The sequence below is a fragment of the Superficieibacter sp. HKU1 genome, from assembly GCF_029319185.1.
In the GTDB taxonomy this organism is placed as follows: domain Bacteria; phylum Pseudomonadota; class Gammaproteobacteria; order Enterobacterales; family Enterobacteriaceae; genus Superficieibacter.
Window position 1 is genome coordinate 1,854,175 of record NZ_CP119754.1, and the last position, 23,783, is coordinate 1,877,957.

Annotated in this window: 23 protein-coding genes and 1 tRNA gene; 11 read left to right on the forward strand and 13 right to left on the reverse strand. The window is 54.6% G+C overall.

Going from position 1 to position 23,783, the window contains the following annotated elements; all coding sequences use genetic code 11:
• Position 1: 1 nt before the first annotated feature.
• The 3 genes from pqiB (at position 2) to rmf (ending at position 2,626) form a co-directional block, all read left to right on the forward strand.
• Positions 2-1,642: an intermembrane transport protein PqiB gene (gene pqiB / locus P0H77_RS08820; RefSeq protein ID WP_276164518.1), complete on the forward strand. Its 1,641-nt coding sequence runs from the start codon at positions 2-4 to the stop codon at positions 1,640-1,642.
• Positions 1,639-2,202, forward strand: coding sequence for a membrane integrity-associated transporter subunit PqiC (gene pqiC / locus P0H77_RS08825; RefSeq protein ID WP_276164519.1), 564 nt, complete (start codon positions 1,639-1,641; stop codon positions 2,200-2,202). Before pqiB ends, pqiC begins: the two co-directional genes overlap by 4 nt.
• Positions 2,203-2,458: 256 nt before the next feature.
• On the forward strand, positions 2,459-2,626 hold the full coding sequence (gene rmf, locus P0H77_RS08830) for a ribosome modulation factor (protein ID WP_103675379.1): 168 nt from the start codon (positions 2,459-2,461) through the stop codon (positions 2,624-2,626).
• Between the two features lie 56 nt (positions 2,627-2,682).
• On the opposite strand, the gene fabA is transcribed toward rmf, so the two are convergent.
• Together fabA and P0H77_RS08840 are read right to left on the reverse strand one after the other, a co-directional pair.
• A complete protein-coding gene (gene fabA, locus P0H77_RS08835; RefSeq protein ID WP_276164520.1) occupies positions 2,683-3,201 on the reverse strand; it encodes a bifunctional 3-hydroxydecanoyl-ACP dehydratase/trans-2-decenoyl-ACP isomerase in 519 nt (172 codons plus the stop codon).
• A gap of 68 nt (positions 3,202-3,269) precedes the next feature.
• A complete protein-coding gene (locus P0H77_RS08840; RefSeq protein ID WP_276164521.1) occupies positions 3,270-5,030 on the reverse strand; it encodes a Lon protease family protein in 1,761 nt (586 codons plus the stop codon).
• Positions 5,031-5,212: 182 nt separating this feature from the next.
• Here P0H77_RS08840 and matP point away from each other — a divergent pair, with 182 nt between their 5' ends.
• Positions 5,213-5,665, forward strand: a complete 453-nt coding sequence (gene matP, locus P0H77_RS08845; protein ID WP_176920679.1) for a macrodomain Ter protein MatP — start codon at positions 5,213-5,215, stop codon at positions 5,663-5,665.
• A gap of 63 nt (positions 5,666-5,728) precedes the next feature.
• Here the strand turns inward: matP and ompA are convergent, their stop codons facing one another.
• Together ompA and sulA are read right to left on the reverse strand one after the other, a co-directional pair.
• Positions 5,729-6,787 (reverse strand): porin OmpA, encoded by a 1,059-nt coding sequence (ompA, locus tag P0H77_RS08850; RefSeq protein WP_276164522.1) that lies wholly within the window; start codon positions 6,785-6,787, stop codon positions 5,729-5,731.
• A 352-nt stretch (positions 6,788-7,139) separates the two neighbouring features.
• On the reverse strand, positions 7,140-7,649 hold the full coding sequence (sulA, locus tag P0H77_RS08855; protein WP_276164523.1) for an SOS-induced cell division inhibitor SulA: 510 nt from the start codon (positions 7,647-7,649) through the stop codon (positions 7,140-7,142).
• 217 nt (positions 7,650-7,866) lie between these two features.
• Here sulA and P0H77_RS08860 point away from each other — a divergent pair, with 217 nt between their 5' ends.
• On the forward strand, positions 7,867-8,481 hold the full coding sequence (locus P0H77_RS08860; protein ID WP_276164524.1) for a TfoX/Sxy family DNA transformation protein: 615 nt from the start codon (positions 7,867-7,869) through the stop codon (positions 8,479-8,481).
• A 198-nt stretch (positions 8,482-8,679) separates the two neighbouring features.
• Here the strand turns inward: P0H77_RS08860 and yccS are convergent, their stop codons facing one another.
• Entirely contained in the window at positions 8,680-10,815 is a 2,136-nt protein-coding gene (yccS, locus tag P0H77_RS08865) for a YccS family putative transporter (protein WP_276164525.1), read from the reverse strand.
• Between the two features lie 222 nt (positions 10,816-11,037).
• Here yccS and helD point away from each other — a divergent pair, with 222 nt between their 5' ends.
• A complete protein-coding gene (gene helD / locus P0H77_RS08870; protein ID WP_276164526.1) occupies positions 11,038-13,092 on the forward strand; it encodes a DNA helicase IV in 2,055 nt (684 codons plus the stop codon).
• 4 nt (positions 13,093-13,096) lie between these two features.
• Here helD and mgsA read toward each other — a convergent pair whose 3' ends face one another.
• Positions 13,097-13,555, reverse strand: coding sequence for a methylglyoxal synthase (gene mgsA, locus P0H77_RS08875; RefSeq protein ID WP_276164527.1), 459 nt, complete (start codon positions 13,553-13,555; stop codon positions 13,097-13,099).
• Positions 13,556-13,731: 176 nt separating this feature from the next.
• Here mgsA and P0H77_RS08880 point away from each other — a divergent pair, with 176 nt between their 5' ends.
• Entirely contained in the window at positions 13,732-14,145 is a 414-nt protein-coding gene (locus tag P0H77_RS08880; RefSeq protein WP_276164528.1) for a CoA-binding protein, read from the forward strand.
• A 51-nt stretch (positions 14,146-14,196) separates the two neighbouring features.
• Here the strand turns inward: P0H77_RS08880 and hspQ are convergent, their stop codons facing one another.
• Positions 14,197-14,514, reverse strand: coding sequence for a heat shock protein HspQ (gene hspQ / locus P0H77_RS08885; RefSeq protein ID WP_276164529.1), 318 nt, complete (start codon positions 14,512-14,514; stop codon positions 14,197-14,199).
• A 61-nt stretch (positions 14,515-14,575) separates the two neighbouring features.
• Complete coding sequence (gene rlmI, locus P0H77_RS08890; RefSeq protein ID WP_276164530.1) at positions 14,576-15,766, reverse strand: 23S rRNA (cytosine(1962)-C(5))-methyltransferase RlmI; 1,191 nt, start codon at positions 15,764-15,766, stop codon at positions 14,576-14,578.
• A gap of 151 nt (positions 15,767-15,917) precedes the next feature.
• Here rlmI and yccX point away from each other — a divergent pair, with 151 nt between their 5' ends.
• Positions 15,918-16,211 (forward strand): acylphosphatase, encoded by a 294-nt coding sequence (gene yccX / locus P0H77_RS08895; protein WP_194205641.1) that lies wholly within the window; start codon positions 15,918-15,920, stop codon positions 16,209-16,211.
• Here the strand turns inward: yccX and tusE are convergent.
• Entirely contained in the window at positions 16,208-16,537 is a 330-nt protein-coding gene (gene tusE / locus P0H77_RS08900) for a sulfurtransferase TusE (RefSeq protein WP_276165082.1), read from the reverse strand. The two genes, yccX and tusE, sit on opposite strands and share 4 nt — an antisense overlap.
• 91 nt (positions 16,538-16,628) lie before the next feature.
• Positions 16,629-17,288: an FtsH protease modulator YccA gene (yccA, locus tag P0H77_RS08905; protein WP_103675364.1), complete on the reverse strand. Its 660-nt coding sequence runs from the start codon at positions 17,286-17,288 to the stop codon at positions 16,629-16,631.
• A gap of 271 nt (positions 17,289-17,559) precedes the next feature.
• Between yccA and P0H77_RS08910 the strand changes: the two genes are divergently transcribed.
• Entirely contained in the window at positions 17,560-19,188 is a 1,629-nt protein-coding gene (locus P0H77_RS08910) for an ABC transporter substrate-binding protein (protein WP_276164531.1), read from the forward strand.
• A gap of 143 nt (positions 19,189-19,331) precedes the next feature.
• Positions 19,332-19,419 (forward strand) — tRNA-Ser (locus P0H77_RS08915).
• A 66-nt stretch (positions 19,420-19,485) separates the two neighbouring features.
• Here P0H77_RS08915 and P0H77_RS08920 read toward each other — a convergent pair.
• Both P0H77_RS08920 and hpxD read right to left on the reverse strand, forming a co-directional pair.
• Positions 19,486-20,463 carry a PDR/VanB family oxidoreductase gene (locus P0H77_RS08920; protein ID WP_276164532.1) on the reverse strand — a complete coding sequence of 326 codons (978 nt, stop codon included), beginning with the start codon at positions 20,461-20,463 and terminating at the stop codon, positions 19,486-19,488.
• Between the two features lie 12 nt (positions 20,464-20,475).
• Positions 20,476-21,513, reverse strand: a complete 1,038-nt coding sequence (hpxD, locus tag P0H77_RS08925; protein ID WP_276164533.1) for a molybdenum cofactor-independent xanthine hydroxylase subunit HpxD — start codon at positions 21,511-21,513, stop codon at positions 20,476-20,478.
• A 127-nt stretch (positions 21,514-21,640) separates the two neighbouring features.
• Between hpxD and hpxR the strand changes: the two genes are divergently transcribed.
• Positions 21,641-22,564: a LysR family hpxDE operon transcriptional regulator HpxR gene (hpxR, locus tag P0H77_RS08930; RefSeq protein ID WP_276164534.1), complete on the forward strand. Its 924-nt coding sequence runs from the start codon at positions 21,641-21,643 to the stop codon at positions 22,562-22,564.
• Here the strand turns inward: hpxR and hpxO are convergent.
• Complete coding sequence (hpxO, locus tag P0H77_RS08935) at positions 22,556-23,710, reverse strand: FAD-dependent urate hydroxylase HpxO (protein WP_276164535.1); 1,155 nt, start codon at positions 23,708-23,710, stop codon at positions 22,556-22,558. The two genes, hpxR and hpxO, sit on opposite strands and share 9 nt — an antisense overlap.
• Positions 23,711-23,783: the final 73 nt, after the last annotated feature.

Genomic DNA, 23,783 nt, shown 5'->3' on the forward strand with positions numbered 1-23,783 from the left:
GATGGAAACAAAAAAGGGTGAGGCCCAGGTGAAGAAGGTGAAAAACTGGTCCCCGGTCTGGATATTTCCCATCGTTACTGCGCTGATTGGCGCATGGATCCTGTTTTATCACTACAGCCATCAGGGGCCAATGGTAACGCTTATCACCACCAATGCGGAAGGCATTGAAGGCGGTAAAACCACCATTAAAAGCCGCAGTGTTAACGTTGGCGTGGTAGAAAGCGCCACGCTGACCGACGATCTGACGCATGTTGAAATCAAAGCACGGCTTAACGCCGGTATGGAAAAACTGCTGCATAAAGACTCGGTCTTTTGGGTGGTGAAGCCGCAGGTCGATCGTGAAGGCATTAGCGGCCTCGGGACGCTTCTCTCCGGGGCTTACATCGAGCTTCAGCCGGGTAACAAGGGCAGCGAGCCGGAGAGCTATCAATTGCTGGACTCACCGCCGCTGGCACCGCCGGATGCGAAGGGGATCCGCGTCATTCTTGACAGTAAAAAAGCCGGACAACTCAGCCCCGGCGATCCGGTATTGTTCCGTGGCTACCGCGTCGGCTCGGTCGAGACCAGCACGTTCGATCCGCAGAAGCGCTCGATCAGCTATCAGCTGTTTATTAACGCGCCTAACGATCGTCTGGTGACCAGCAACGTTCGCTTCTGGAAAGACAGCGGGATCGCCGTCGATCTTAACTCCGCAGGTATGCGCGTCGAAATGGGCTCGCTGACCACGCTGTTTAGCGGCGGCGTAAGCTTTGACGTGCCGGAAGGACTGGAACTGGGACAGCCGGTGGCGGAGAAAAGCGAATTTAATCTCTACGACAGCCAGAAAAATATTCAGGAGTCGCTGTATACCGATCACATCGATTATCTGATGTTCTTTAAAGATTCGATTCGTGGCCTTCAGCCGGGCGCGCCGGTTGAATTCCGCGGTATCCGCCTGGGTACGGTGGGTGAAGTGCCGTTCTTTGTGCCGGGGTTACGCCAGGCGCTGAATAACGATTACCGCATCCCGGTACTGATCCGCATCGAACCCGAACGTCTGGCCAGCCAGCTTGGCGAAAATCCGGATGTGGCGGGACATCTGACGGATCTGCTTAAACGCGGTCTGCGCGGCTCGCTGAAAACCGGTAACCTGGTCACGGGCGCGCTGTATGTCGATATGGATTTCTATCCTAAAGCCACACCCGTTACCGGGATGCGTGAGTTTGGCGGTTATAAAGTCATTCCGACGGAAAGCGGTGGGCTGGCGCAAATCCAGCAGCGCCTGATGGATACGCTGGATAAGATCAACAGTCTGCCGCTTAATCCAATGCTTCAGCAGGCGACCAACACGCTTACCGAAAGTCAGGCAACGCTGCGCCGCCTGCAAACGACGCTGGATAACCTGAATAAGCTGACTGCCAGTCAATCCGCGCAGGAACTGCCGGCGGATATGCAGAAAACGCTGCGTGAACTCAATCGTAGTATGCAGGGCTTCCAGCCAGGCTCCGCCGCCTATAACAAAATGGTTTCGGATATGCAGCGTCTGGATCAGGTATTGCGTGAGCTACAGCCGGTACTGAAAACGCTGAACGATAAGAGCAACGCGCTGGTCTTTGAAGCGAAAAGTAAAAAAGATCCTGAGCCGAAGAGGGCAAAACAATGAAAAAGTGGCTGATGGTCATAATGGCACTGGCGTTAACCGCCTGCAGCAGCAGTGAGGAGAGCAAAACCTGGTATCAACTGCCTTCTTCACAGTTATTAACCCAGAGTGTTGCCAGTCAGGGAAATCGCCTGCTGTGGGTTGAGCAGGTCGCGGTGCCGGATTACCTCGCCGGAAACGGCGTGGTTTATCAGACCACCGATGTTCAATATGTTATCGCCACCAGTAATCTGTGGGCCAGCCCGCTGGATCAGCAACTGCGCACCACGCTGGTGGCGAATTTGAGTAATCAGCTTCCGGGATGGGTGGTTGCCTCACAACCGCTGGGCAGCGATCAGGACACGTTGAACGTGACGGTAACGGGCTTTCACGGCCGCTATGACGGGCATGTCATTGTCAGCGGCGAGTGGCTGTTAAACCACCAGGGGCAGATCATCAAGCGGCCATTCCACGTTGAACTGGCGCAACAAAAAGATGGTTATGACGAAATGGTGAAAATGCTGGCGCAGGCATGGGGACAGGAAGCGTCGGCTATTGCGAATGAGATCAAGCGTCTGCCATAAGTAAAATTAATACTCCTGAAACCGTACCGCGCGTTATGCCGGTGCGGTTTTTTTTTGCATTTATCTTCAATCCGTTACTGATCCTGAATCACCGATTTGTCTCAAAACCGCATTTGCATACCTTATAAATATGACATCGGTATGAAATTTGCGCATTGACGCTCAGCATTTTTCGCGGTATTCGTTAGACGTGATTGCGCGTTTAGTAATCACTGTTTTCTTTTCCACCAGACCAAAACGATGAGGGAAACGAGGCATGAAGAGACAAAAACGAGATCGCCTGGAACGGGCACACCAAAGAGGGTATCAGGCGGGTATTGCCGGACGCTCAAAAGAACTTTGCCCCTATCAGGCGCTGAATCAGAGGTCATACTGGCTTGGAGGCTGGCGAGAAGCCATGGAGGACAGGGCAGTTATCGCCTGATTCTGTCTCTTTAATAAAGAAACCTCCGCCGGGCGGAGGTTTCGCCTGCTAACCCATCAGAATGCTGATGTGTCCTGGAACAGACCCACTTTCAATTCTTTAGCAGTATAAATCAGGTGACCGTCAACCAGCACTTCGCCATCGGCAATGCCCATGACCAGGCGACGGTTTACGACGCGCTTGAAGTGAATACGGTAGGTCACTTTTTTCGCCGTCGGCAGGATCTGACCGGCAAATTTTACTTCACCAACGCCCAGCGCGCGGCCTTTGCCTTCACCGCCGAGCCAGCCAAGATAGAATCCTACCAGCTGCCACATCGCATCGAGGCCCAGACAGCCTGGCATCACCGGATCGCCAATAAAATGGCAGTCGAAGAACCACAGGTCCGGAGTAATGTCCAGCTCTGCTTCAACATACCCTTTGTCATAGTTGCCGCCCGTTTCCGTCATTTTCACGACGCGGTCCATCATCAGCATGTTTGGCGCCGGTAACTGCGGGCCTTTAGCACCAAACAGTTCTCCGCGACCAGAGGCAAGAAGGTCTTCTTTTGTATAGGATTCGCGTTTATCTACCATGTTCTCAGTAAGCCTTATTTTAGTGAAGCACGCAGGATAGCTAACACGTGTACGCTGAACAAGTCCGATCAGTTAGAACCAAAGCGGCTGAACCAGCGTAACGGCCAGGGATAGCGATGACGAGCATCCGGCTGATTGGCCTGTGCTATCCGCTCCTGAATTGTTTGCAACAGCGTGGTCTGCCCTTCACCATCCCACACCAGGCGGGTGAGCAGAGGCAGCGCATCGGTAACATCATCGACAGCCCAAATGAAAAATTGTTCCGCTTCCACGGCCTGTAATAACGTCTGCGTGAGGCTGAGGTGACGCACGTTGGCCGCCGGAATAATAACGCCCTGGCTACCCGTCAGGCCGCGCTGCTGGCAAATGGTGAAGAAGCCTTCAATTTTTTCATTCAGACCGCCAACCGGCTGGACGCGACCAAACTGGTCTACCGAACCGGTAATGGCGATACTTTGATTAATGGGCGCGCAGGACAGGGCGCTAATCAGCGCGCACAGTTCGGCCAGAGAGGCGCTGTCGCCATCGACCTCGCTGTATGATTGCTCGAATGTGAGCGATGCCGAGAAAGGAATTTGCTGGTCGAGCTCAAGCTCGGTCATCAAAAACGCCTGCATAATCATCATGCCTTTCGCATGAATGTTGCCGCCCAGTTCTGCCTTGCGCTCGATATCAGTGAATTCGCCATCGCCGACATGGACTACACAGCTAATACGCGAAGGTTCACCAAAGGCGCGCGGATGCCCCGGAAATTCAACCACCGACAGGGCGTTGATTTGACCGATCTGTTCACCTTCCGTTTCAATAAGGATTTGCTCAAGCAGGATTTCATCCTGAATGCGCTCGGCCAGGAAGCCTTCCCGCCATTCACGCTGGGCCAGCATTGCCTGAAGCTGTTCAGCCGTGAACGTCGGCTCTTCGGTAAAGGCAGCGGCTTCCCGCAGCTGGCGGGCAATCCACAGCGGACACAGTGGCAGCGTTTCCTGATCGCCGGTATACCTCACGGCTTCACGAATGAATATGGGCCAGGCATCAGCCGCCGGTTTCGGCAGCTGATAATAATCCGCCACCTGATAAATCCAGCGGCACCACCGCTGCATATCATCGGCATCCGCAATCTGGAAATTGTCTTCAAATTCGCTGTAGATGGCGTTGGCCGTCAGTTCCGGCTCCATCTCCTGAAAATCCGCCAGCGAGTCTCGCTCGCCGACCAGAATTACTTTTAAGCAGAGCGGCATAGGCGGTACGCTGACCGGCAGGGGACGTGACTCATCAAAGGCAACCCAGTCAAAGCGCTGGAGGGCGACAATCATTTTCAGACGCATCCACAGCAGAGGCTGGGCTAACAGCGTGCGCAGGGACACCATCAGTACACCGCCGTTTGCCTGATGAACCAGACCCGGATGCAGACTAACGTCGCCGTTAAACTGGCGCACGCAGCCAAAAAGCTGTTCAGCTTCAACCCAGTCGGCGCACACGATTTTTCCCGTCCCGGCAAAGTTGTCGTCCGGGGACTGCGCAGGATGTAGCGTAATATGGTGTCGATCAATCTGATAGCGAACACCGGTAAGTTGTTCTTCCGGCGGGCAGAGTTCACGGGCCGTCGCCGCCAGCAGATGCAGGTACTCGGTTTCTTCTGGCGCTTTCACCAGCATAAAAGGGGATACCGACAGCGGACGAAGTAACTGCTCAAGCGCATAGAGCAGACGGTCCTGGGTGCCGTTCAACAGCGTGTCGTCAACAGATGCGAAATCAGGCTGTGCAAACACATTCTGATAGCTTTCGGTATCAGGCGTAAGATCGCGCCAGGCAAGTTTATTTATGGTCAAAGTCGATTTTTTTAGTCAGATTCAAAGCGCGCGATTATACCGCATGCCGCAGGTGAGCACACGGATAATAGATAATCAACGTGCGGTTAAACTCATTTCGAATTTAGGGGGGCGATTTCTGCTCAGCACAACGCAAAAAAACTGTTATCCTGAATGAGTTACACGGTCACATTGAGATCGCAATGAAATATCAACAACTGGAAAATCTTGAGAGCGGCTGGAAGTGGAAATACCTGGTGAAAAAACACCGGGAGGGTGAGTTGATCACGCGTTATATTGAATCCAGCGCCGCCAGAGAAGCCGTCGATGTCTTGCTGAAGCTCGAAAATGAACCGGTTCAGGTAAACGACTGGATTGAGCAGCATATCAATCCGGATTTGTTGAACCGTATGAAGCAAACGATCCGCGCGCGGCGCAAGCGGCACTTTAATGCCGAGCATCAGCACACGCGTAAGAAATCTATCGATCTGGAGTTTGCCGTCTGGCAGCGTCTGGCGGGGCTGGCTCAGCGTCGGGGAAAAACGCTCTCCGAAACGATTGTGCAGCTGATTGAAGACGCGGAAAATAAAGAGAAGTATGCCACGCAAATGAGCAGCCTGAAGAGCGATCTTAAAGCGCTATTGGGTAAAGAATGAATGTTCACCCGGCGAAAGACATAAAAAAACCCCGCAGCGCGGGGTTTTTTATTGGACGATAACTTAAGCCTGCGGCTGAGTTACAACGTCTTTGATACCTTTAACTTCGATCTCAACGCGACGATCCGGTGCCAGGCAGTCGATCAGCGCAGCACGAGCTTTCACGTTGTCACAGGTGTTGCCGGTAACCGGGTTAGATTCGCCCATACCACGTGCGGAGATCTTGTTGGACGGGATACCTTTAGAGATCAGGTAGTCAACAACAGACTGAGCACGTTTCTCGGACAGACCCTGGTTGTAAGCGTCAGAACCGATACGGTCGGTGAAGCCCAGAACCACAACGGAACCGTCTTTCGGATCCAGGTTGCTCAGCTGGGTGTACATCTGATCCAGCGCCTGCTGACCTTCCGGTTTCAGGGTAGCTTTGTTGAAGTTGAACAGAACGTCAGACTTCAGAGTGAAGTGTTTGGTCTGTACTTCAGGAGCCGGAGCCGGAGCCGGTGCAACTACCGGTGCAGCATCTTCCTGCTGGCCAAAGCGGTAGGAAACACCTACGCTCAGCAGGCCGTTGTCCGGACGAGTACCAACGGTGTTAGCGTCGCCGATGTTGTTGGTCCACTGGTATTCCAGACGGGTAGCAACATCACGAGTAACAGCCCACTCCAGACCACCAGCAAATACCGGAGAAACGCCAGTATCGTGATCTTTGAAGGTGTCGCCGCTTACGCGAGACTGAGCTTTAGCATCTGCACGCCAAACCATACCACCCAGACGAGTATAGATGTCCAGGTCGTCAGCTACCGGGTAGCTCAGTTTGGTGGTCAGCTGGATGCCCTGTGCTTTGAAAGCACCGTTTACGTTGTCGCCTTTATAAGGCATACGGCCTAACCAGTCATAACCCAGTTCGAAACCAACGTACGGGTTAACCTGGTAACCACCGAAAGCGCCAGCGCCAAGCTGGTTTTCGTGGGTCGGACCATCGTTCGGGATAAAACCGGTATCATGGTACTGAGACCAGCCCAGTTTAGCACCAGTATACCAGGTTTCGTCTTTCGGAGCGGCTTGCGCTACGGTAGCGAAGCCAGCCAGTGCCACTGCAATCGCGATAGCTGTCTTTTTCATTTTTTGCGCCTCGTTATCATCCAAAAATCGCCATGAATATTCAATGAAACTCACGGTTAAATCCTTCACCGGGGGCGCGACTCATTAATTACATTGCCGTTATTAACGGCTTAAGACGAGCACCCCTGGCGATGTAAAGTCTACAACGTAGTTGGAAACTTACAAGTGTGAACTCTGTCAGGCATATGAAAAAAAAAGGTTGCTGAACATAATATGAAACATTTGTGTGTCATTTTTGGACTGGAGACAATGCGGGAAACCGCACCAGACAAGCATTGTCGCGAAATTTGCTTGTACAATAAAAAGGTTGCCAACAAATTAAAATATTTGCCAGGAAAAATCTTAATTGCGATTAATGATACAAATTTGAGTGAATTTTTAACCCACTTGACTGTCTGCCGCTACGATGACCCCCTCGAATGGGACGCATAACGAACCCCATCGCATGACCTTCTTCTGCTGCCTGCGCCAAAAGTGAATATTCATCAGGCGTTAACTCTTCTGAAAGCCAACCAATCACTACGCTGTAGTTTCCGGTTCGTAGCGCACGGATCATAGACGCCAGCGTATTACACGGGGACATCTGGTTGATCTGCATAACTTTGGTCAGCGGGAGACCCGCAGCCTGTACCCACTCACGCCTCAGCTTTTGCTGAGGCGTAAGCCAAAGCTGCCAGCGGGATTGTTGGCCCAGCTGTTGCAGCAGGGGCAACAGCAAAAGTTGCGTCAACATGGGCTGGTCTTCGTGGTAGACAATTTCGCTGATAAGACCCGTTGAGGATGGCTCAGTCGCAGAGTAAGCCCCGGCGGTAGACGTTGTCGAAAATGAAGAGGTACGATTTGCATGACCTGAAGTGTACATAATCAATCCAGCCCTGTGAGTTACTGTATGCATATACAGTACCCCTGCTACGTACAAAGATCAACCTCATTTTCTGAAAGCGACTCGCAAATTTGAACTTCAGTTCTGCTGAACGCGAAATTCATCTTGCCGCAGGGCGTGAAGTTGCCTATGTTCCTGATTAGCGGATCCGTTAGTAAGGTTTATAGTTTATCTACATGATTTTTAAGGAATAATCATGAGAAATATCTCATACAAACGGATTTATCAGTCGCAAGAATATCTTTCGCCGCTGGGAACGGTTCGCTACCGGGCGCTGTTTGGTGGATATAGTCTGTCGATAGATAACACGGTCTTTGCGATGGTAGCTGAAGGGGATTTGTACCTGCGAGTTTGCGAGCAAAGTGCACCTTATCGGGTCAATCATCCTACCTCGTTATTGACGCTGCAGAAAAGGGGGAGGCCAGTGTTGCTAAATTATTACCGGGTCGATGATGCGCTCTGGGGTGACCGCAAAACGCTTCTGCACCTCAGTTCATTTTCACTTCAGGCCGCACAGCAGGAAAAAGTTCGTCGTGGCGGCGTCAAGAGACTGAAGGATCTGCCGAATATTACGTTTCATCTCGAAATGCTGCTGATGGAAGTGGGTATCCGTACCGAGGAAGAGCTGCGTACCCTTGGAGCTGAGCTGGCGTGGTTAAAGATAAGGGAAAAGAAACGGTATCTGTCGGTCAGACTGCTTTATGCGCTGGAGGGTGCCATTGCCGGCATGCACGAGGCCAGGCTTGGGGTGCAACGACGCCAACAGTTGACTGACTGGTTTAATAAGTTGCCAGAGCTTAGCAATGATTAACCCGACGCCTGGACTGGGTTGAAGCAATGACCGGCAACCCTTACGGGCGGCATGCCTTAAAGGTGCCGTCCGTAAAGTTACCAGCACGTTTATTAATACGGTGAATTAACAGGGTTATGTATGTGTTCAGGTTTAGCGGCTGGTTATATTAAGCGCGGTCACGCGCCTGACCGATAAACATCAGGCGCGGATCGACGACTATCTGGAAGGTGCCGTAACCCGTTGCTGCAAGCGATTAATCTCAGGCAGTAACGCTATCAGCAACCCAATCTGTTGCAGAACCAGCGGCTCGGTGCTGCGGGTATGAGGCTCCAGATGGTGAATACGCCGGGTGAGCTCGTCCAGCGCCTCACGCACGCGAGGTTCATCGTCCGGCGCATGGTGAAAGGCGTCGTCAACGTAACACACTGCATCATCCAGTAGCGCCAGCACTTCGTCGCTGCTTAACTTCTCGCGGTGCGCGCCCAGCGCCGAAATATAGCTGGTAAAGGTATGATTCAGGCACAGCAGCCGAAAGGCATTTTCCCGCATCTGAGCGGAGGCGTCGGGCTCGGTAGACATATTCGACACCACCGACGCCAGTTCTGCGTTACGGTTGTAAGCGTCACGGCGCGCAATGCGGTACGCCAGACGGTTATCACGGCCCTGATGATACTGCTCAAGAATGGCGTCAAGATAGCGACAGTTAGCGTTAATCGACTGCTCCAGCACGCGCGGCAGATTACGAAACCGCCAGTCCGGCCAGATAAAGCTCACCGCCGCCCAGGCGATAGCACAGCCAATAAGGGTGTCAAAAATGCGCGGCAGGGCGACCTCAAATCCTTCACCGAGCAGGTTAAAGCACAGCAGGACCAGCAGAGTAATAAACATTGTCGCATGCGCATACTGTACATTTCGAAAGGCGAAAAACAGGACGCCGGTCAGCACGATCAGAATCAGTTGTCCCTCAATCGACGGCACGAAAAACAGCACCGGCAGGCCAATCGCCACGCCAATGATGGTGCCGATGACCCGCAGTGCCAGCCGGTGACGCGTGGCATTATAGTTTGGCTGGCAGACGAACAGGCTGGTCAATAAGATCCAGTAGCCATGATGCAGTCCGGTAAACTGAATAAATGCATACCCGACACACAGCACCAGCGACATGCGTACGGCATGGCGGAATAGCGCGGATTCTGGCGTGAAGTTGCGGGCTAGTCGCGTGCGAATATCGCTAAAACCATGTAGCCGATCGTCGGCCAGCAGATTTTCGGTTTCATTGTGGGATTGTTGCTGCGACTGTCCGGATTCAATGGTCGCCAGCTGGGCATCAATGGCCCGCAGGTTATTAAGCAGAAAGCCCAGCGCCTTAACCCGATCGTCCGGGACGCCCGAGGCGCGTACCCGATCCAGGGCGGCATCAAGATGGACAAACGCTTTTTCGAAGCGCGGATCGTGCTGCCACGGCGTGCGAAGGCGAATAGCCTGGGCAAGATGCTGGCAAGCCTGCGCCTGCATCGACAGCAGCCGCTGAAAACGAAACATCACATCGCTGTAGCGAAAACTGTCGCGCAGCGTCTGGTACTGAATGTGTGAGGAACTGGCGCGCTCGTGAATGTCCTGAGCGACGAAATAATAGTGCAGCGTCTGCCGCGTGCCGCGCTGTCCCCGGTCGCCACGCAGGCGCGTCAGCAGTGAGGCTTTGGTTTGATTTAAGGTCGCGACCAGTTGCCCGTTTGCCAGCGCCAGATCGTACATCGGGGCCTGGCTTTCTTCTTCAATATCCGGATCGAACAGCCGGGATTTCAGCTCCAGATAGTGGGCTAACTGCTCGTAACTGCGGGCGAGATTATCCTGTAGCGGCCTGATGGGGAAAATCAGGTGGCCGCTGAGCGTTAACAGGTTATACCAGACGGCTCCCGCCAGCAGCAGCAGCGGTTGCTGATACCAGTGGTCATACAGCGACACGCCAAGCATGGTATAGATGGCAATCAATAGCGCGCCAAAGGCAATAGTGGCGTAGCGCTGCCCCAATCCGCCCAACAGAATAAAACTGCTGGTGGAGATGGTCAGGCCAATCGCAAACAGCCACGGCCAGTCGAATAACAGTTCCACTGAGGCTGAGGCAATAAAAAAGCTCACCAAAGTAATCGCCAGATTGCGCAGTCGTCCGGTAAGCCGATCGTCAAGGTCAGCCAGCGCCGCGGCCACCACGCCCAGCGTCAGGGGAATGGTCAGTTTTACTTCTCCCAACCACCAGGGCAGAGCGGCGGTGCCGCACAGGGCGATGAAGATCCTGACGTTATAAAGCCAGACGCTGTTGCCGGTAAAACGGCGGATCAGAGGGCTGAGCATAGCGTTAGCGATCCTGTGCTGAAAGCGAGCTTGCAGGCCAAAGGAGGGCAACTAAAGACTCTCCCGGAACAAAATTGAGGATATTCAGGACGGTGCACATACAGCCTCAGTAAAACTATGGGAATAATCGTTCCCGATGATTGTAACGTTTTTTTGGCTGGAGCACCCGGTATCTGACGGTTAAACTGGGTGACAACAGGTATTGTCAGGGTCGAACGTCACATGGAACTGAAAGCCACATCGCTGGGCAAACGCATGGCGCAGCATCCTTATGATCGGGTGGAAATTCTGCACGCCGGGGTGAAAGTCTCAGGCGAGCGTCACGAATATCTTATTCCTTTCAATCAGTTAATCTCAGTTCACTGTAAACGCGGTCTGGTCTGGGGTGAGCTGGAATTTGTGCTGCCGGAAGATAAAGTAGTGCGCCTGCACGGCACCGAGTGGAGCGAAACACAACGCTTCCACAGCCATCTGCTTTCCCTGTGGGACGCGTGGAGCGCGCAGATGAGCGAGATTGCTGCTCAGGTGCTTAACGCGCAATTAGATGAAATTGCCCGCCGCAGCGGTGAAAGCAAATGGCTGACGCGTCAGCAGACGCAGGGGCTTCAGCAGCAGATCCGTAACGCGCTTGATGCCCTTCCGGTGCCCACCAGCCGCCTCGATAGCTTTGATAACTGCCGTGAGCCGTGGCGGCAATGTCAGGCGTGGCTGAAAGACAGTGAAAACTGCCGTCTGGCGCATAACCAGACCTTCACCGATACCATGCTCAGCCAGTATGCAGAATTCTTTGAGCAGGTTGAAAGCTCTCCGCTGAATCCGGCGCAGGCGCGGGCGGTGGTGAATGGTGAAAACTCATTACTGGTACTGGCCGGAGCGGGGAGCGGTAAAACCTCGGTGCTGGTAGCGCGGGCGGGCTGGCTGCTGGCGCGCGGTGACGCCGCGGCGGAGCAAATTCTGCTGCTGGCGTTTGGTCGTAAGGCCGCTGAAGAGATGGATGAGCGCATCCGCGAACGGCTGCATACCGAAGACATTTCCGCGCGCACGTTTCATTCCCTGGCGCTGCACATTATCCGCCAGGGAAGCAAAAAGGCGCCGGAAGTCAGCAAACTTGAGAACGATGCTACTGCACGGCAGAAATTGCTTACCGATGCCTGGCAGCAGCAGTGTCAGGAGAAAAAAGCGCAGGCTAAGGGCTGGCGGCAGTGGCTGGAAGAGGAGATGGACTGGAAACTTCCGGAAGGCAGCTTCTGGAATGACAAAAGCGTACTGCGTCGCATGGGCAGCCGCCTCGATCGCTGGGTAAGCCTGATGCGCATGCACGGCGGCGCACAGGCAGACATGATCGCTTCCGCGCCGGAAGAGGTGCGCGAGCTGTTTGGCCGCCGCATTAAGCTGATGGCCCCGTTGCTGAAAGCGTGGAAGACAGCGCTGAAAGCAGAGAACGCAGTGGATTTCTCGGGGCTGATCCACCAGGCCATCAACATCCTGGAAAAAGGGCGTTTCGTTAGCCCGTGGAAGCACATCCTGGTCGATGAGTTTCAGGATATCTCGCCGCAGCGCGCTGCATTGCTGGCGGCATTGCGCAAGCAAAACTCGCAAACGACGCTGTTTGCAGTCGGTGACGACTGGCAGGCTATCTATCGTTTCAGCGGTGCGCAAATGACCTTAACTACCGCCTTTAATCACCACTTCGGTGAAGGGGATCGCTGCGCGCTGGATACCACTTATCGCTTTAACGGACGTATCGGTGAGGTTGCCAACCGTTTTATCCAGCAAAACCCGCACCAGCTAAAAAAACCGCTTAACAGCCTGAAGACGGGCGATAAAAAAGCCGTCACGTTAATGGCGGAGGAGCAGCTTGATGCGCTGCTGGACAAGCTCAGCGGCTATGCCACACCGCAAGAGCGGATCCTGCTGCTGGCACGCTATCATCATCTGAAACCAGCGGTTCTTGAAAAGGCAGCTACCCGCTGGCCGAACCTGAATCTGGCATTTATGACTATTCATGCCAGCAAAGGCCAACAGGCAGATTACGTGATTATTCTCGGGCTTGAAGAGGGGCAGGAGGGGTTTCCGGCACCCGCTCGCGAGTCGGTGATGGAGCAGGCGCTGCTTCCTCAGCCAGAGGATTACCCTGATGCAGAAGAGCGTCGTCTGCTGTACGTGGCGATTACCCGGGCACGGCAGCGCGTCTGGTTACTTTTCAATAAAGACCGGCCGTCCAGCTTTGTTGAGACATTAAAGCAGCTTGACGTACCGGTCGCGCGAAAACCCTGAGGGCTTACTGCAGGCGTTCGGCAAGATAGCGTTGATAATCGGGGATCAGAATATCAATGCTGTCGTTAAACTGCGGCGACTGAATAATAAAGTCGGCGGTCGAAACATTGGTCGCCACCGGAATATTCCAGACCGTTGCCAGGCGCAGCAGCGCCTTTACGTCCGGATCGTGCGGTACGGCGTTTAGCGGGTCCCAGAGAAAAATCAGCACGTCAATTTTGCCTTCAGCAATCATCGCCCCGACCTGCTGATCGCCGCCCATCGGGCCGCTGAGCATGGCATTAACGTCAAGCCCGGTTGCCCGCTGGATCAGATTGCCCGTCGTCCCGGTGGCATATAAAACGTGCTGTGCCAGCAGAGGCTGGTGGCGCTGCACCCATTTCATCAGTGTGGTTTTGCAATGATCGTGGGCCACCAGCGCAATATGCTTACGCGGCGGGAGAGAGCGTGTTGTGAGTTCCATGGTAAATATCCGTAGTGTAATTTGCTTACAGAGTACTGAAAGTGATTGCGGCTGCAAGCCACACCGTTAAAAAATGTGAATTATTCGAGAGAGCGATTTTCAGACGTCTCCCTGGGGGTTTTGTAGTGGGTCTGCCAGGATTATCGTACACTGGCTGAAACTGCCCGGAGGATAAGATGAAAGAGCACGATATTGCAGGCATTCTGACGTCGACACGCACCATTGCGCTGGTGGGCGCGAGCGATAAACCTGACCGACCCAGCTATCGGGTCATGAAGTATTTACTGGATCAGGGTTATCACGTGATCCCGGTATCGCCGAAAGTGGCGGGAAATACGCTTCTGGGACAGAAAGGCTATGCGACACTGGCCGACGTGCCGGAAAAAATCGATATGGTCGATGTTTTCCGTAATTCAGAAGCCGCATGGGGCGTGGCCCAGGACGCGATAGCCGTTGGCGCTAAAACCCTGTGGCTACAGTTAGGGGTGATTAACGAGCAGGCGGCGGTGCTGGCGCGCGATGCCGGTCTGAACGTGGTGATGGATCGCTGCCCGGCGATTGAGATCCCCCGTCTGGGCCTGGCGAAATAAGTAAAAAGCCCGCAGCGGTGACAACCGCGCGGGCTTTTTCATATCCGGAGTTTAGTGGCAAAGTCGGGGCGACTGAAGCTGGCGACGGATGGTACGGGACAATTCGTCCATCGAAGGCTGTTCCGGGTGCTCTTCCAGCATCTCACTGCTAAGCTGCGCTTCGGCAAGATAGGTATGCACGGGCTGGCCGCTGTCGTCTTCCATTACCACATGGTACCAGGGCGCGGCGCGAAGCTCGTCATTAACCGCAAGTTCTTCGGGGGCTGGCTCTTCAAGAGAATACTCAGCGTCGACATCCACAATAACGCCCAGATAGCCCAGCAGGGTGTGGCGCACCTGCTGACCAATGCCATATTTGCTGGCAATCATTGTCACCTCCAGGGGAAAATTGCTCTACAGGTTATGTGGGGCAAAATTTCCCTTTTTCAAGTTACATGACGCGACAGGCAAACCCTTTCAGATAGAGTCCTTCCGGATAGGTAGCAATCACCGGGTGATCGGCGGCCTGACGGAACTGCTCTATAAATTGTATATCACGTCCGGCATCTATAGCGGCATCAGCGACAATTTTCTGGAATAAATCGGTGGTCATCAGACCGGAGCAGGAGAAAGTCATCAGCACGCCGCCCGGATTCAGCAGCTGGATTGCCAGCATGTTGATATCTTTATAGCCGCGGCAGGCACCCTGTAGCTGGCTTTTGTTCTCAACAAACTTCGGCGGATCCATTACGATCACGTCAAATTTCTCGCCGCTGTCGCGGTATTTACGCAGCAGTTTGAAAACGTCATCGCGCACAAATTCAGCTTTACTGAGATCGAGCTGGTTTAGCTCAACGTTCTGCTTCGCTACGTCCAGCGCTTCCTGTGAGGTATCGACGCTGATGACCTGACGGCAGCCGCCCATTAACGCAGAAACCGCAAAGCCGCCGGTGTAGGAAAAGCAGTTCAGCACGCGCGCATTTTCGACATAGCGACGGGTCGCCAGACGGCTGTCGCGCTGATCGAGATAATAGCCGGTTTTATGCCCGGCTTTGATATCCACCAGCAGCTTCATGCCGTGTTCCTGAATCGGCAGCAGGGCGGGCGGCTGCTCGCCGGTGACCGGCCCCTGCGTCAGATCCAGACCTTCTTTCTTACGCACCGCCACGTCGCTGCGATCGTAAATCGCGCATTCCGGCCACAGCGACTGGAGCGCCGAGATCAGCGCCGCACGCTGATATTCTGCTCCGGCGCTCAGCAGTTGCAGCACCAGAAAATTGCCGAAACGGTCGATGGTTACACCCGGCAGACCGTCAGATTCTCCGGCGATTAACCGCCAGGCGTCCAGCCCGTCGCGCTTCGCCAGCCAGTCACGCCAGGTCTGGGCACGCTGAAGGCGACGAATGAAAAAGTCGATATCCACTGATTCCTGCGGGTCGAATGTCCAGACGCGGGCGCGGATTTGTGAATCAGGAGAATACGCGGCGCGTGCCAGCCATTTGCCCTGATGATCGACAATATCAATGGTCTCACCCTGGCTGGCTTTGCCTTCCATCCGGGCTACGGCACCGGAGAAAATCCACGGATGGCGGCGCAACAGCGATTTCTCGCGCCCTTTTGCTAACACTAAACGTACGCTCATAGTTTACTTTTCTGTCGAATTAAGAAATTTGGCGCATTTTCCCGACTTCGCCCGGAAATTGCAACGCGTTAAGCGAAACCCCTCTTCAGTATCCTGCAATCCGGCATGTGCTGTTAAACTTAGCCTGAGGTTTTTAAACAGTGAGGTGATTATGTCTGATGAGAAATCGACCCGCTGCGTAAAATGTTGGGTTCACGGTATGGTGCAGGGCGTCGGGTTTCGCTATACCACTCAGCATGAAGCGCAAAAGCTGGGGCTCACCGGCTATGCACGTAACCTGGATGACGGCAGCGTGGAAGTGGTGGCCTGCGGCGACGGTGAGCGGGTAGAACAATTACTGGCATGGCTGAAAGCGGGAGGCCCGCGCAGCGCCAGGGTGGAGAAGGTTCTGACTGAACCTTCTCAGGGCGATCCGTCATGGACCAAATTCAGTATTCGCTATTAAATGCATTTCACCGGTTTAGGCAGGCCGGCAATTTTTGTCGCCTGCTTCGCGGGACCTTTAGGAAACAGGCGATAAAGATAGCGGCTGTTGCCTTTCTCTTCGCCAAAGGTATTCGCCATTGCTTTGACCAGCATCCGAATCGCCGGTGAGGTATTAAATTCAAGGTAAAAGGCGCGAACAAAACGGACCACTTCCCAGTGTTCCGCTGAGAGCGTTATTCCTTCCTGCCCGGCAATCACTTCAGCGAGAGGCTCGCTCCACTGGCGGGTATCCTTCAGATAGCCTTCGCTATCGGTTTCAATGTCATGGCCTGCAAAGTTAAGCATCATTTTTCACAACGTCGTTCGGTAAACTGGCGGCAGTGTAGCAAAAAACAAAGCCCCGCATAAGCGGGGCCTGGTGACAGCACGTTACCTGTTAATCCCGGCTGGCGAAGCCCAGGATGCTCAGCAGGCTGATGAAGATGTTGTACAGCGAAACATACAGGCTGACGGTCGCACGAATATAGTTGGTTTCACCGCCGCGAATAATATTGCTGGTCTCAAACAGAATTGCGCCGGATGAGATCAGAATAAACACCGCGCTAATCGCCAGGTGCAGCGCCGGAAGCTGCAGGAAAATATTGGCGACCATGCCCACCAGTACCACCACGATGCCCGCCATCAGCATACCGCCGAGGAAGGACATGTCTTTGCGCGTGGTCAGCACATAAGCGGAACAGCAGAAGAACACCAGCGCCGTACCACCCAGAGCCATCCCAATCACGTCCCCCATACCCGCGGAGAGGTAGGCGTTAAGAATTGGCCCCAGGATATAGCCGAGGAAACCGGTAAAGGCAAAAGCCGCGAGGATCCCGGAAGGCTGATTAGCCAGTTTATAGGTCAGGAACATCAGGCCATACATGCCGACCAGCGTCAGGATCAGGCCCGGCGATGGCAGCGCCAGCAGCGTACTTGCCGTAGCGGTAATCGCTGAAAACGCCAGCGTCAGGCTCAGCAGGAAATAGGTATTACGTAGCACTTTATGCGTGCTAAGCAGCGATGAACTGTCGCGGGAAACGGTAATAAAACGATCCATGAGTCACTCTCTTATGACAGATGTAATTAGCAAGAATAATAGAAAATCAAAGCCTAACGGCATATCGGTTTTACCCATCTTTACTCATTTTACGGTTTTCTGCACAGAATAAAATAATACTAAGGGCAGTAATAACAGGATGAATAAGCAAACTCAGGAGAAGACGAGATCAATATCTTATAGGTCGTTAAAAAGGTTTGCTTTGCCCGCTAACTGTCGTTAAGAGTGGAGCGAGCGCCACGAAAAGTATCCCATTGATGAGGCAAAGGAAATGAAGCGAGTTACCCATAAAATAAATAATTACACGCTGTTAGCGGCAAGTTTATTATGCATCACGACTTCGACCCTGGCGGCAACCGTCCCTCCCGGAACAGAGCTTGCTGCGCAGCAGGACGTGGTCAGAAATAATGGTAGCGAGCCAGCATCGCTGGATCCGCATAAAGTAGAAAGTGACGTTGAGTTTAATCTTATCAGCGATATGTTCGATGGCCTGGTCGGCGTTAATCCAGACGGCACCGTTGTGCCCCATCTCGCGGCGAGCTGGGAGAATAAGGATAATACCGTCTGGACGTTTCATTTGCGTCCTGGCATAACCTGGTCTGACGGCACGGCTATTACCGCGCAGGATTTTGTTTTTAGCTGGCAGCGGCTGGTGGATCCTAAAACCACCTCTCCGTACGCCAGTTATCCGGGCAATATGCATATTGTTAATGCGGCTGATATTGCGCAGGGTAAAAAAGCGCCGGATACCCTGGGCGTTAAAGCCATTAACGATAACACGCTTGAAGTCACGCTGACCCAGCCTACCGCTGCATTCCTTGCGATGCTTGCCCACCCGTCGCTGGTGCCGGTGGATAAAGTACTGATTACCCGTTTTGGCGATAAATGGTCGAGACCTGAACATTTCGTCAGCAGCGGGGCATATAAACTTTCAGAATGGGTAGTCAACGAGCGCATTGTGGCGCAGCGCAACCCGCGCTACTGGGACGACAAAAACACGGTTATTAATAAAGTGACCTATCTTCCGCTCTCTTCCGAGACCGCCGACGTCAACCGCTATCGCGCGGGGGAAATTGATATTACTTACACCGTGCCGGTCAATCAGTTTGCCCAGCTGAAAAAAACGCTGGGCGATCAGGTTAGCGTCTCGCCGCAACTCGCCACTTACTACTATCAGTTCAACACCACAAAAGCACCGTTTAACGATCCGCGCGTGCGCCGGGCGCTCAATATGGCGCTGGATAAGGACATTATTGCTCAGAAAGTCATGGGGCAGGGGCAGCGCGCGGCGTGGGTCATTAGCCAGCCGAACATCGGCGGCGTCGATCTGCAAGGGCCTGACTATGCCAGCTGGCCGCGCGAAAAACGTCTCGCCGAGGCCAAGAAATTGCTGGCCGACGCGGGCTTCGGTCCGGATCACCCGCTCTCCTTTAGTTTGCTTTATAACACTATGGAGACCCATCAGCGTATCGCCATCGCCGCCAGCTCCATGTGGAAGAAAAATCTCGGCGTGGAGGTCAAACTTCAGAACCAGGAATGGAAAACCATGCTGGACGCCATGCACACCGGCAGCTTTGACGTGGTGCGCTACGCCTGGATCGCTGACTATGACGATGCGGCAACCTTCCTCAATAACTTCCGCACCAACGACAGCGAAAATACCAGCAAGTACAGTAATGCGGCGTACGATGAGGCGCTGGCCAACGCCGCCCGGGCGGCGAATGTGAAAGCGCGCGGTCAATATTATCAGCAGGCAGAGGATATTCTGGGGCAGGACGTGCCAGCGATCCCGGTTTACCACTATGTGCGCACCCATCTTGTGAAGCCGTGGATTGGTGGGTTTACGCCTGACAGCCTGGGGTATTACTACACAAAAGACCTCTACATCAAAAAACATTAAGCGCACGGGTATCGTTTGTGTTGATTAACTGCTCAATGTGCTGTTATTTCAGCCGAATAATCACATTTTGACGTTTTTTCAGGCAAACGAACGGATTAGTGCTTTACACGGCGCATCGAGATGTTTATATTGCGCCTCAACCCGGAAGCGTGGCCGAGCGGTTGAAGGCACCGGTCTTGAAAACCGGCGACCCGAAAGGGTTCTAGAGTTCGAATCTCTACGCTTCCGCCAAATTTAACAAGGGGTTACCGAAAGGTAACCCCTTTGTTTTTTGGTCTGTTGGTATCGTTTTCGTGATTATCCTTCCTGTAAATCGATCACTACATTATCCGAATGGCTACGTGAGCAGCATAATGCGATGTACTGCCTGGCGGCGCTCTTTTCTTCTTCCGATTGCACCGTATCCCGATGGTCAACGACGCCATCAATAACCGGGGTAAGGCAGGCACCGCAGATCCCCATTTCACAGGACAACGGCACATCGACGCCATTTTCCATTAACACCTGAGCGATCGTTTTATCGCCGGGCACCGGCCATTTCTCTCCGCTGGAGCTCAGAGTGACGGTAAAGGTCTGCGTATCGACTTCACTCACCGGCGAAGGCGCAGGCTGGAACGCTTCGCTGTGGAGCCAGGCTTGCGGCCAGCCTTTGGCCGTCGCGATCTCTGTGGCGGCGGACATAAACCCCGCAGGCCCGCAGGTGTACAACCGCTCCCGCCCTTCAGGTGCGGAAATCGCGTCATTAAGGCTATGGCGCGCGCTTTCGCCTTCATCTGAACAGTGGATCAGGCAAACGCCGTTTTTTAGCGGCCGGGAGAGTTCGCGCAGAAAAGCGGCGCTGGCGCGGGTTTTAACATAATAGTGCAGCGTAAAGGGCGTGCCGACAGCCTCAAGGTGAAGCGCCATGGCATACAGCGGGGTAAGGCCGACGCCAGCCGCCAGCAGCAGGACGTGGTCGGCATCATGCAGCGGGAACAGGTTACGCGGCGGGGAAATCAGCAACGTCTGACCAGGGCGCAGGGTATCATGGACATACTGCGATCCGCCGCGTGAGGCGCTTTCTTTCGCCACACAGATAAGATAACTCTCCCGGGCGGCGCTGGCCCCGGTCAGCGAATATTGACGAATAATGCCGCAGGGCAGGTGGACATCAATATGCGCGCCCGGCTGCCAGGCGGGCAGTGGTTCGCCGTTTTCCGCCATCAGCCTGACGGCAAGGCTTTTATCCCCCTGCCGCCAGAGTCCATCAACCACTACCTTCAGCACAGCACTCATCTCTGTTCTCCGTCAAACGAGGAAAAATTCGCCAAAACCCATCTTTTTCAATCCCCGGCGATAGGCGATAGAACTCCCGTCGGCAGGAATATGCGCCTCCAGCGTGAGATCCAGCGGCAGTTTTTCCGGGCGCTGCGTCTCCACCATCAGGCGATCTTCTTCGAACACGCGTAAATTGAACGCATGGACGTCCTCAACCGGCACATGGAGGTCGAAATTACGCGCGATAGGCGCAAACATGCGGGTAATGCGCGACGACACCGGCGAGGCAGCGTTCATGATCACCAGGCGAGCCTCGCCGGGAAAATGGATGGTCAGCGTGGCGGTGAAGGGCAGATGCATTTCAAAATGGCGTAGCCACTGAAATCCTTCCGGGGCGCGAAAGTCTGAACTGGCGGGGTAATTACCCACCGAACTCCAGTAATCCGCACTAAAACCCGTCGCCGTTTCCTGTGGATGATACGCTGGCACAACCTGATTATCCGGGTCGGCGAAGGTGTCGGTGTGGATCCAGGCAAAATGAGCGACATCAAGAAAACCTTCCACCTGGCGACCGGCAAAACCATTCACCTCAAAGGCCGGGCAGTTGATCTGCTGAAAACCGTCGTCGTGCCAGTGCGGCATGGTGGGCAGCGGCACCGGGTTCTGCGGATCGAAGGCCAGACAGGCCCAGATCAGACCGTACCGTTCTTCCACCGCATAGCTTATCAGGTTGAGCTTCGCCGGAACCGGCTGATCCGGGCTGGAGGGGATACGGTTGCAGCGGCCATCCTCGCCAAAACGCAGCCCGTGATACGGGCAGATAATGCCTTCGTCATCGTGAAATCCAAGGGTCAGCGGTACGCCGCGATGCGGGCAGACATCGCGGGCGACCACGACCTGATTTTTTATCCGGTAGATCACCAGTTGTTCGTCCAGCAGCGTAGCCTTCACCGGCGCCGCGCCAATATCGCAGGCGCGGGCTACCGGATGCCAGCATTTTGCCAGGCGCAGCCAGTCTTCCGGCTCGAAGGTGCAATGGGCGGGTGGCGTGGGATGTTGTGTTTTCATGGCTGTCCTTCCTGCTCACGGAAAAGCATTTGTTTAATTGTTGTGACTTTATTGTTGCCATATTAAGGTGTTCACATCCATCACCATTAATTCACTAAGCCGTTGCAAAAAAGCGTACAGGTGGCATATGAGTCCCTTTTCCCGTTTTGCCCTCTATTTTTCCGCCGTGGCCCGCAGCGGCAGCCTGCGCCGGGCTGCGGAAAAATTGCATATTTCTCCTTCGGCGATTAATCGCCAGATCCTGCAGGCTGAGGAGGCTTTCGGCACGCCGCTGTTCGAACGGCTGCCGGAAGGGCTGCGTATGACCACCGCGGGAGAGTTGCTGTATGACAATCTGCTGCGCTGGCAAAAAGAGTTTCAGCTCACCCGGCAAAAATTTGATGAGCTACAGGGATTAAAACGCGGAACGGTCAGCGTCGGAATGGTGCAGGCGCTGGCGGAAGGCAGTTTTGCCGGGGCGCTGGCCGACATTATTGCCGACTGGGACTGGCTTGAACTGGCGCTACAGGTGGCGGACAGCTACACGGTCAGCCAGAAGGTGCGTCAGGCCGATCTTGATTTCGGCCTGATCCTCGATCCCGAAGGGCAGGCAGGGCTTAGCGTGCTGGCGTTTGCCGAGCTGGAGATGGGGGTGGTTATGCGTCCGGAACATCCGCAGGCCCGCTCCGCTGCGCTCTCTCTCGGCGCGCTCAGCCAGGAACGGCATATTGTTCCCGGCGCGCCGCTTATCGTCCACGATCGCGTGGAAATGCTCTACCGGCATTACGACTTTTACCCGGCGAATAGCATCCGTTGTAACGATATCAGGCTGATTAAATCGCTGGTGCTCAGGGGGAGCGGCGTGACGGTGCTCAGCCTGCTGGACGTTCTGGACGAGGTAAAAGGCGGTCAGCTGGTCTTTGTGCCGCTGCGCAACAAACTGCTGCGGCCTTTGACGCTGGCATTGTGTACCGCGCCATCGCGCCAGCTTTCCCGCCCGGCGCAAATGGCGATTCAGAAGCTGACGACCGTCATTGAGGAGATGCAGACCGTCGGGGGAAGGTCATCCTAACGGCCCGCCCTGAATGGTATCGCACAGGCCGTTGATGATCCGCTCGCCGGCCTCTTCTTTCAGTTCCTGATACCAGGCCTGTGTCAGCGCCATATCCTTGCCGTGCGTTATGTCGCAGCGCTTACGGGCCTTAAGCACCAGGTCGCGTACCCGATCGCAGCGCAGCGCTTCATACTGGCGCAGGGCGGCGGTGATATCACGGGTGCCGTGGAAAATATCGCCCAGCACCACCGCATCTTCCATTGCCGCGCAGCCGCCCTGACCAATGTCCGGGGTGGTGCTGTGCCCGGCATCGCCCAGCAGCGCCACTTTACCGCGTACCAGCCGGTCAAAAGGCTCAATATCGTGGATCTCGATCCGATTGGTGGTCTGCGGATTAAGCGCGGCGATCAGTTTTTGCACCTGCGGTGCCCAGCCGCTGAAGTAGCGGGTAAGATCCGCGCGCAGCGTGTCGCGGTTTTCGGCAAGGCCCGCCGGCAGGGGAACGTCGAAGAAAAAGTAAAAGCGCCCGTCGGAAACGGGCATCAGGGAGACCCGCTTGCCTTCGCCGACGAAGGTCGTCCACTGATCGGCAGGCGCAATGCTTTCATCGATCTCCACCAGGCCATTCCAGTTTACATATCCCGCGTAGCGGCGCTCCGGCGTGTAACCCAGCACAAAGGGACGCAGTGCCGAGTGGCTGCCGTCGGCGGCAATCAGGAAATCGCCCTGGGCCGTTGTACCGTCGGTAAACCACACGGTCACGCCATCGGCGTCTTCCTGCGCCCGGGTAACACGTTTGCCGAACTGCACCTTTTCGCGTCCCCAGTATTCCAGCATCTCACGCTGCAATTCGGCGCGGGAGACGGGGCAGGGGCGCCCGCCGGTGCGCTCCACTAGCGGCGCAAGGCTAAAGCGAGTCAAGGTGTCACCCCGCTGATAATCCTGATAGGCCATAAAGCGCATCGGACCGCCATAGGTTTCCATGATCTCGCCCATGCCGAGATGATTCATACACTTCACGCCGTTGGGCCAGATGGAGATCGCAGCACCGACGGGCTTAATCTCTTTTACCGCTTCAAACACCTCGCAGGCGATGCCCGCCTTTTTTAGCGCGACGGCCGCGCTCAGACCGCCGATACCCGCGCCGATGACCAATGCTTTCATTCCATTCTCCTTAAATAAACCCGGTAAGAGTCAGGAGCAATTTGCGTACCAGAATGATCGCTGCCCTGATAGC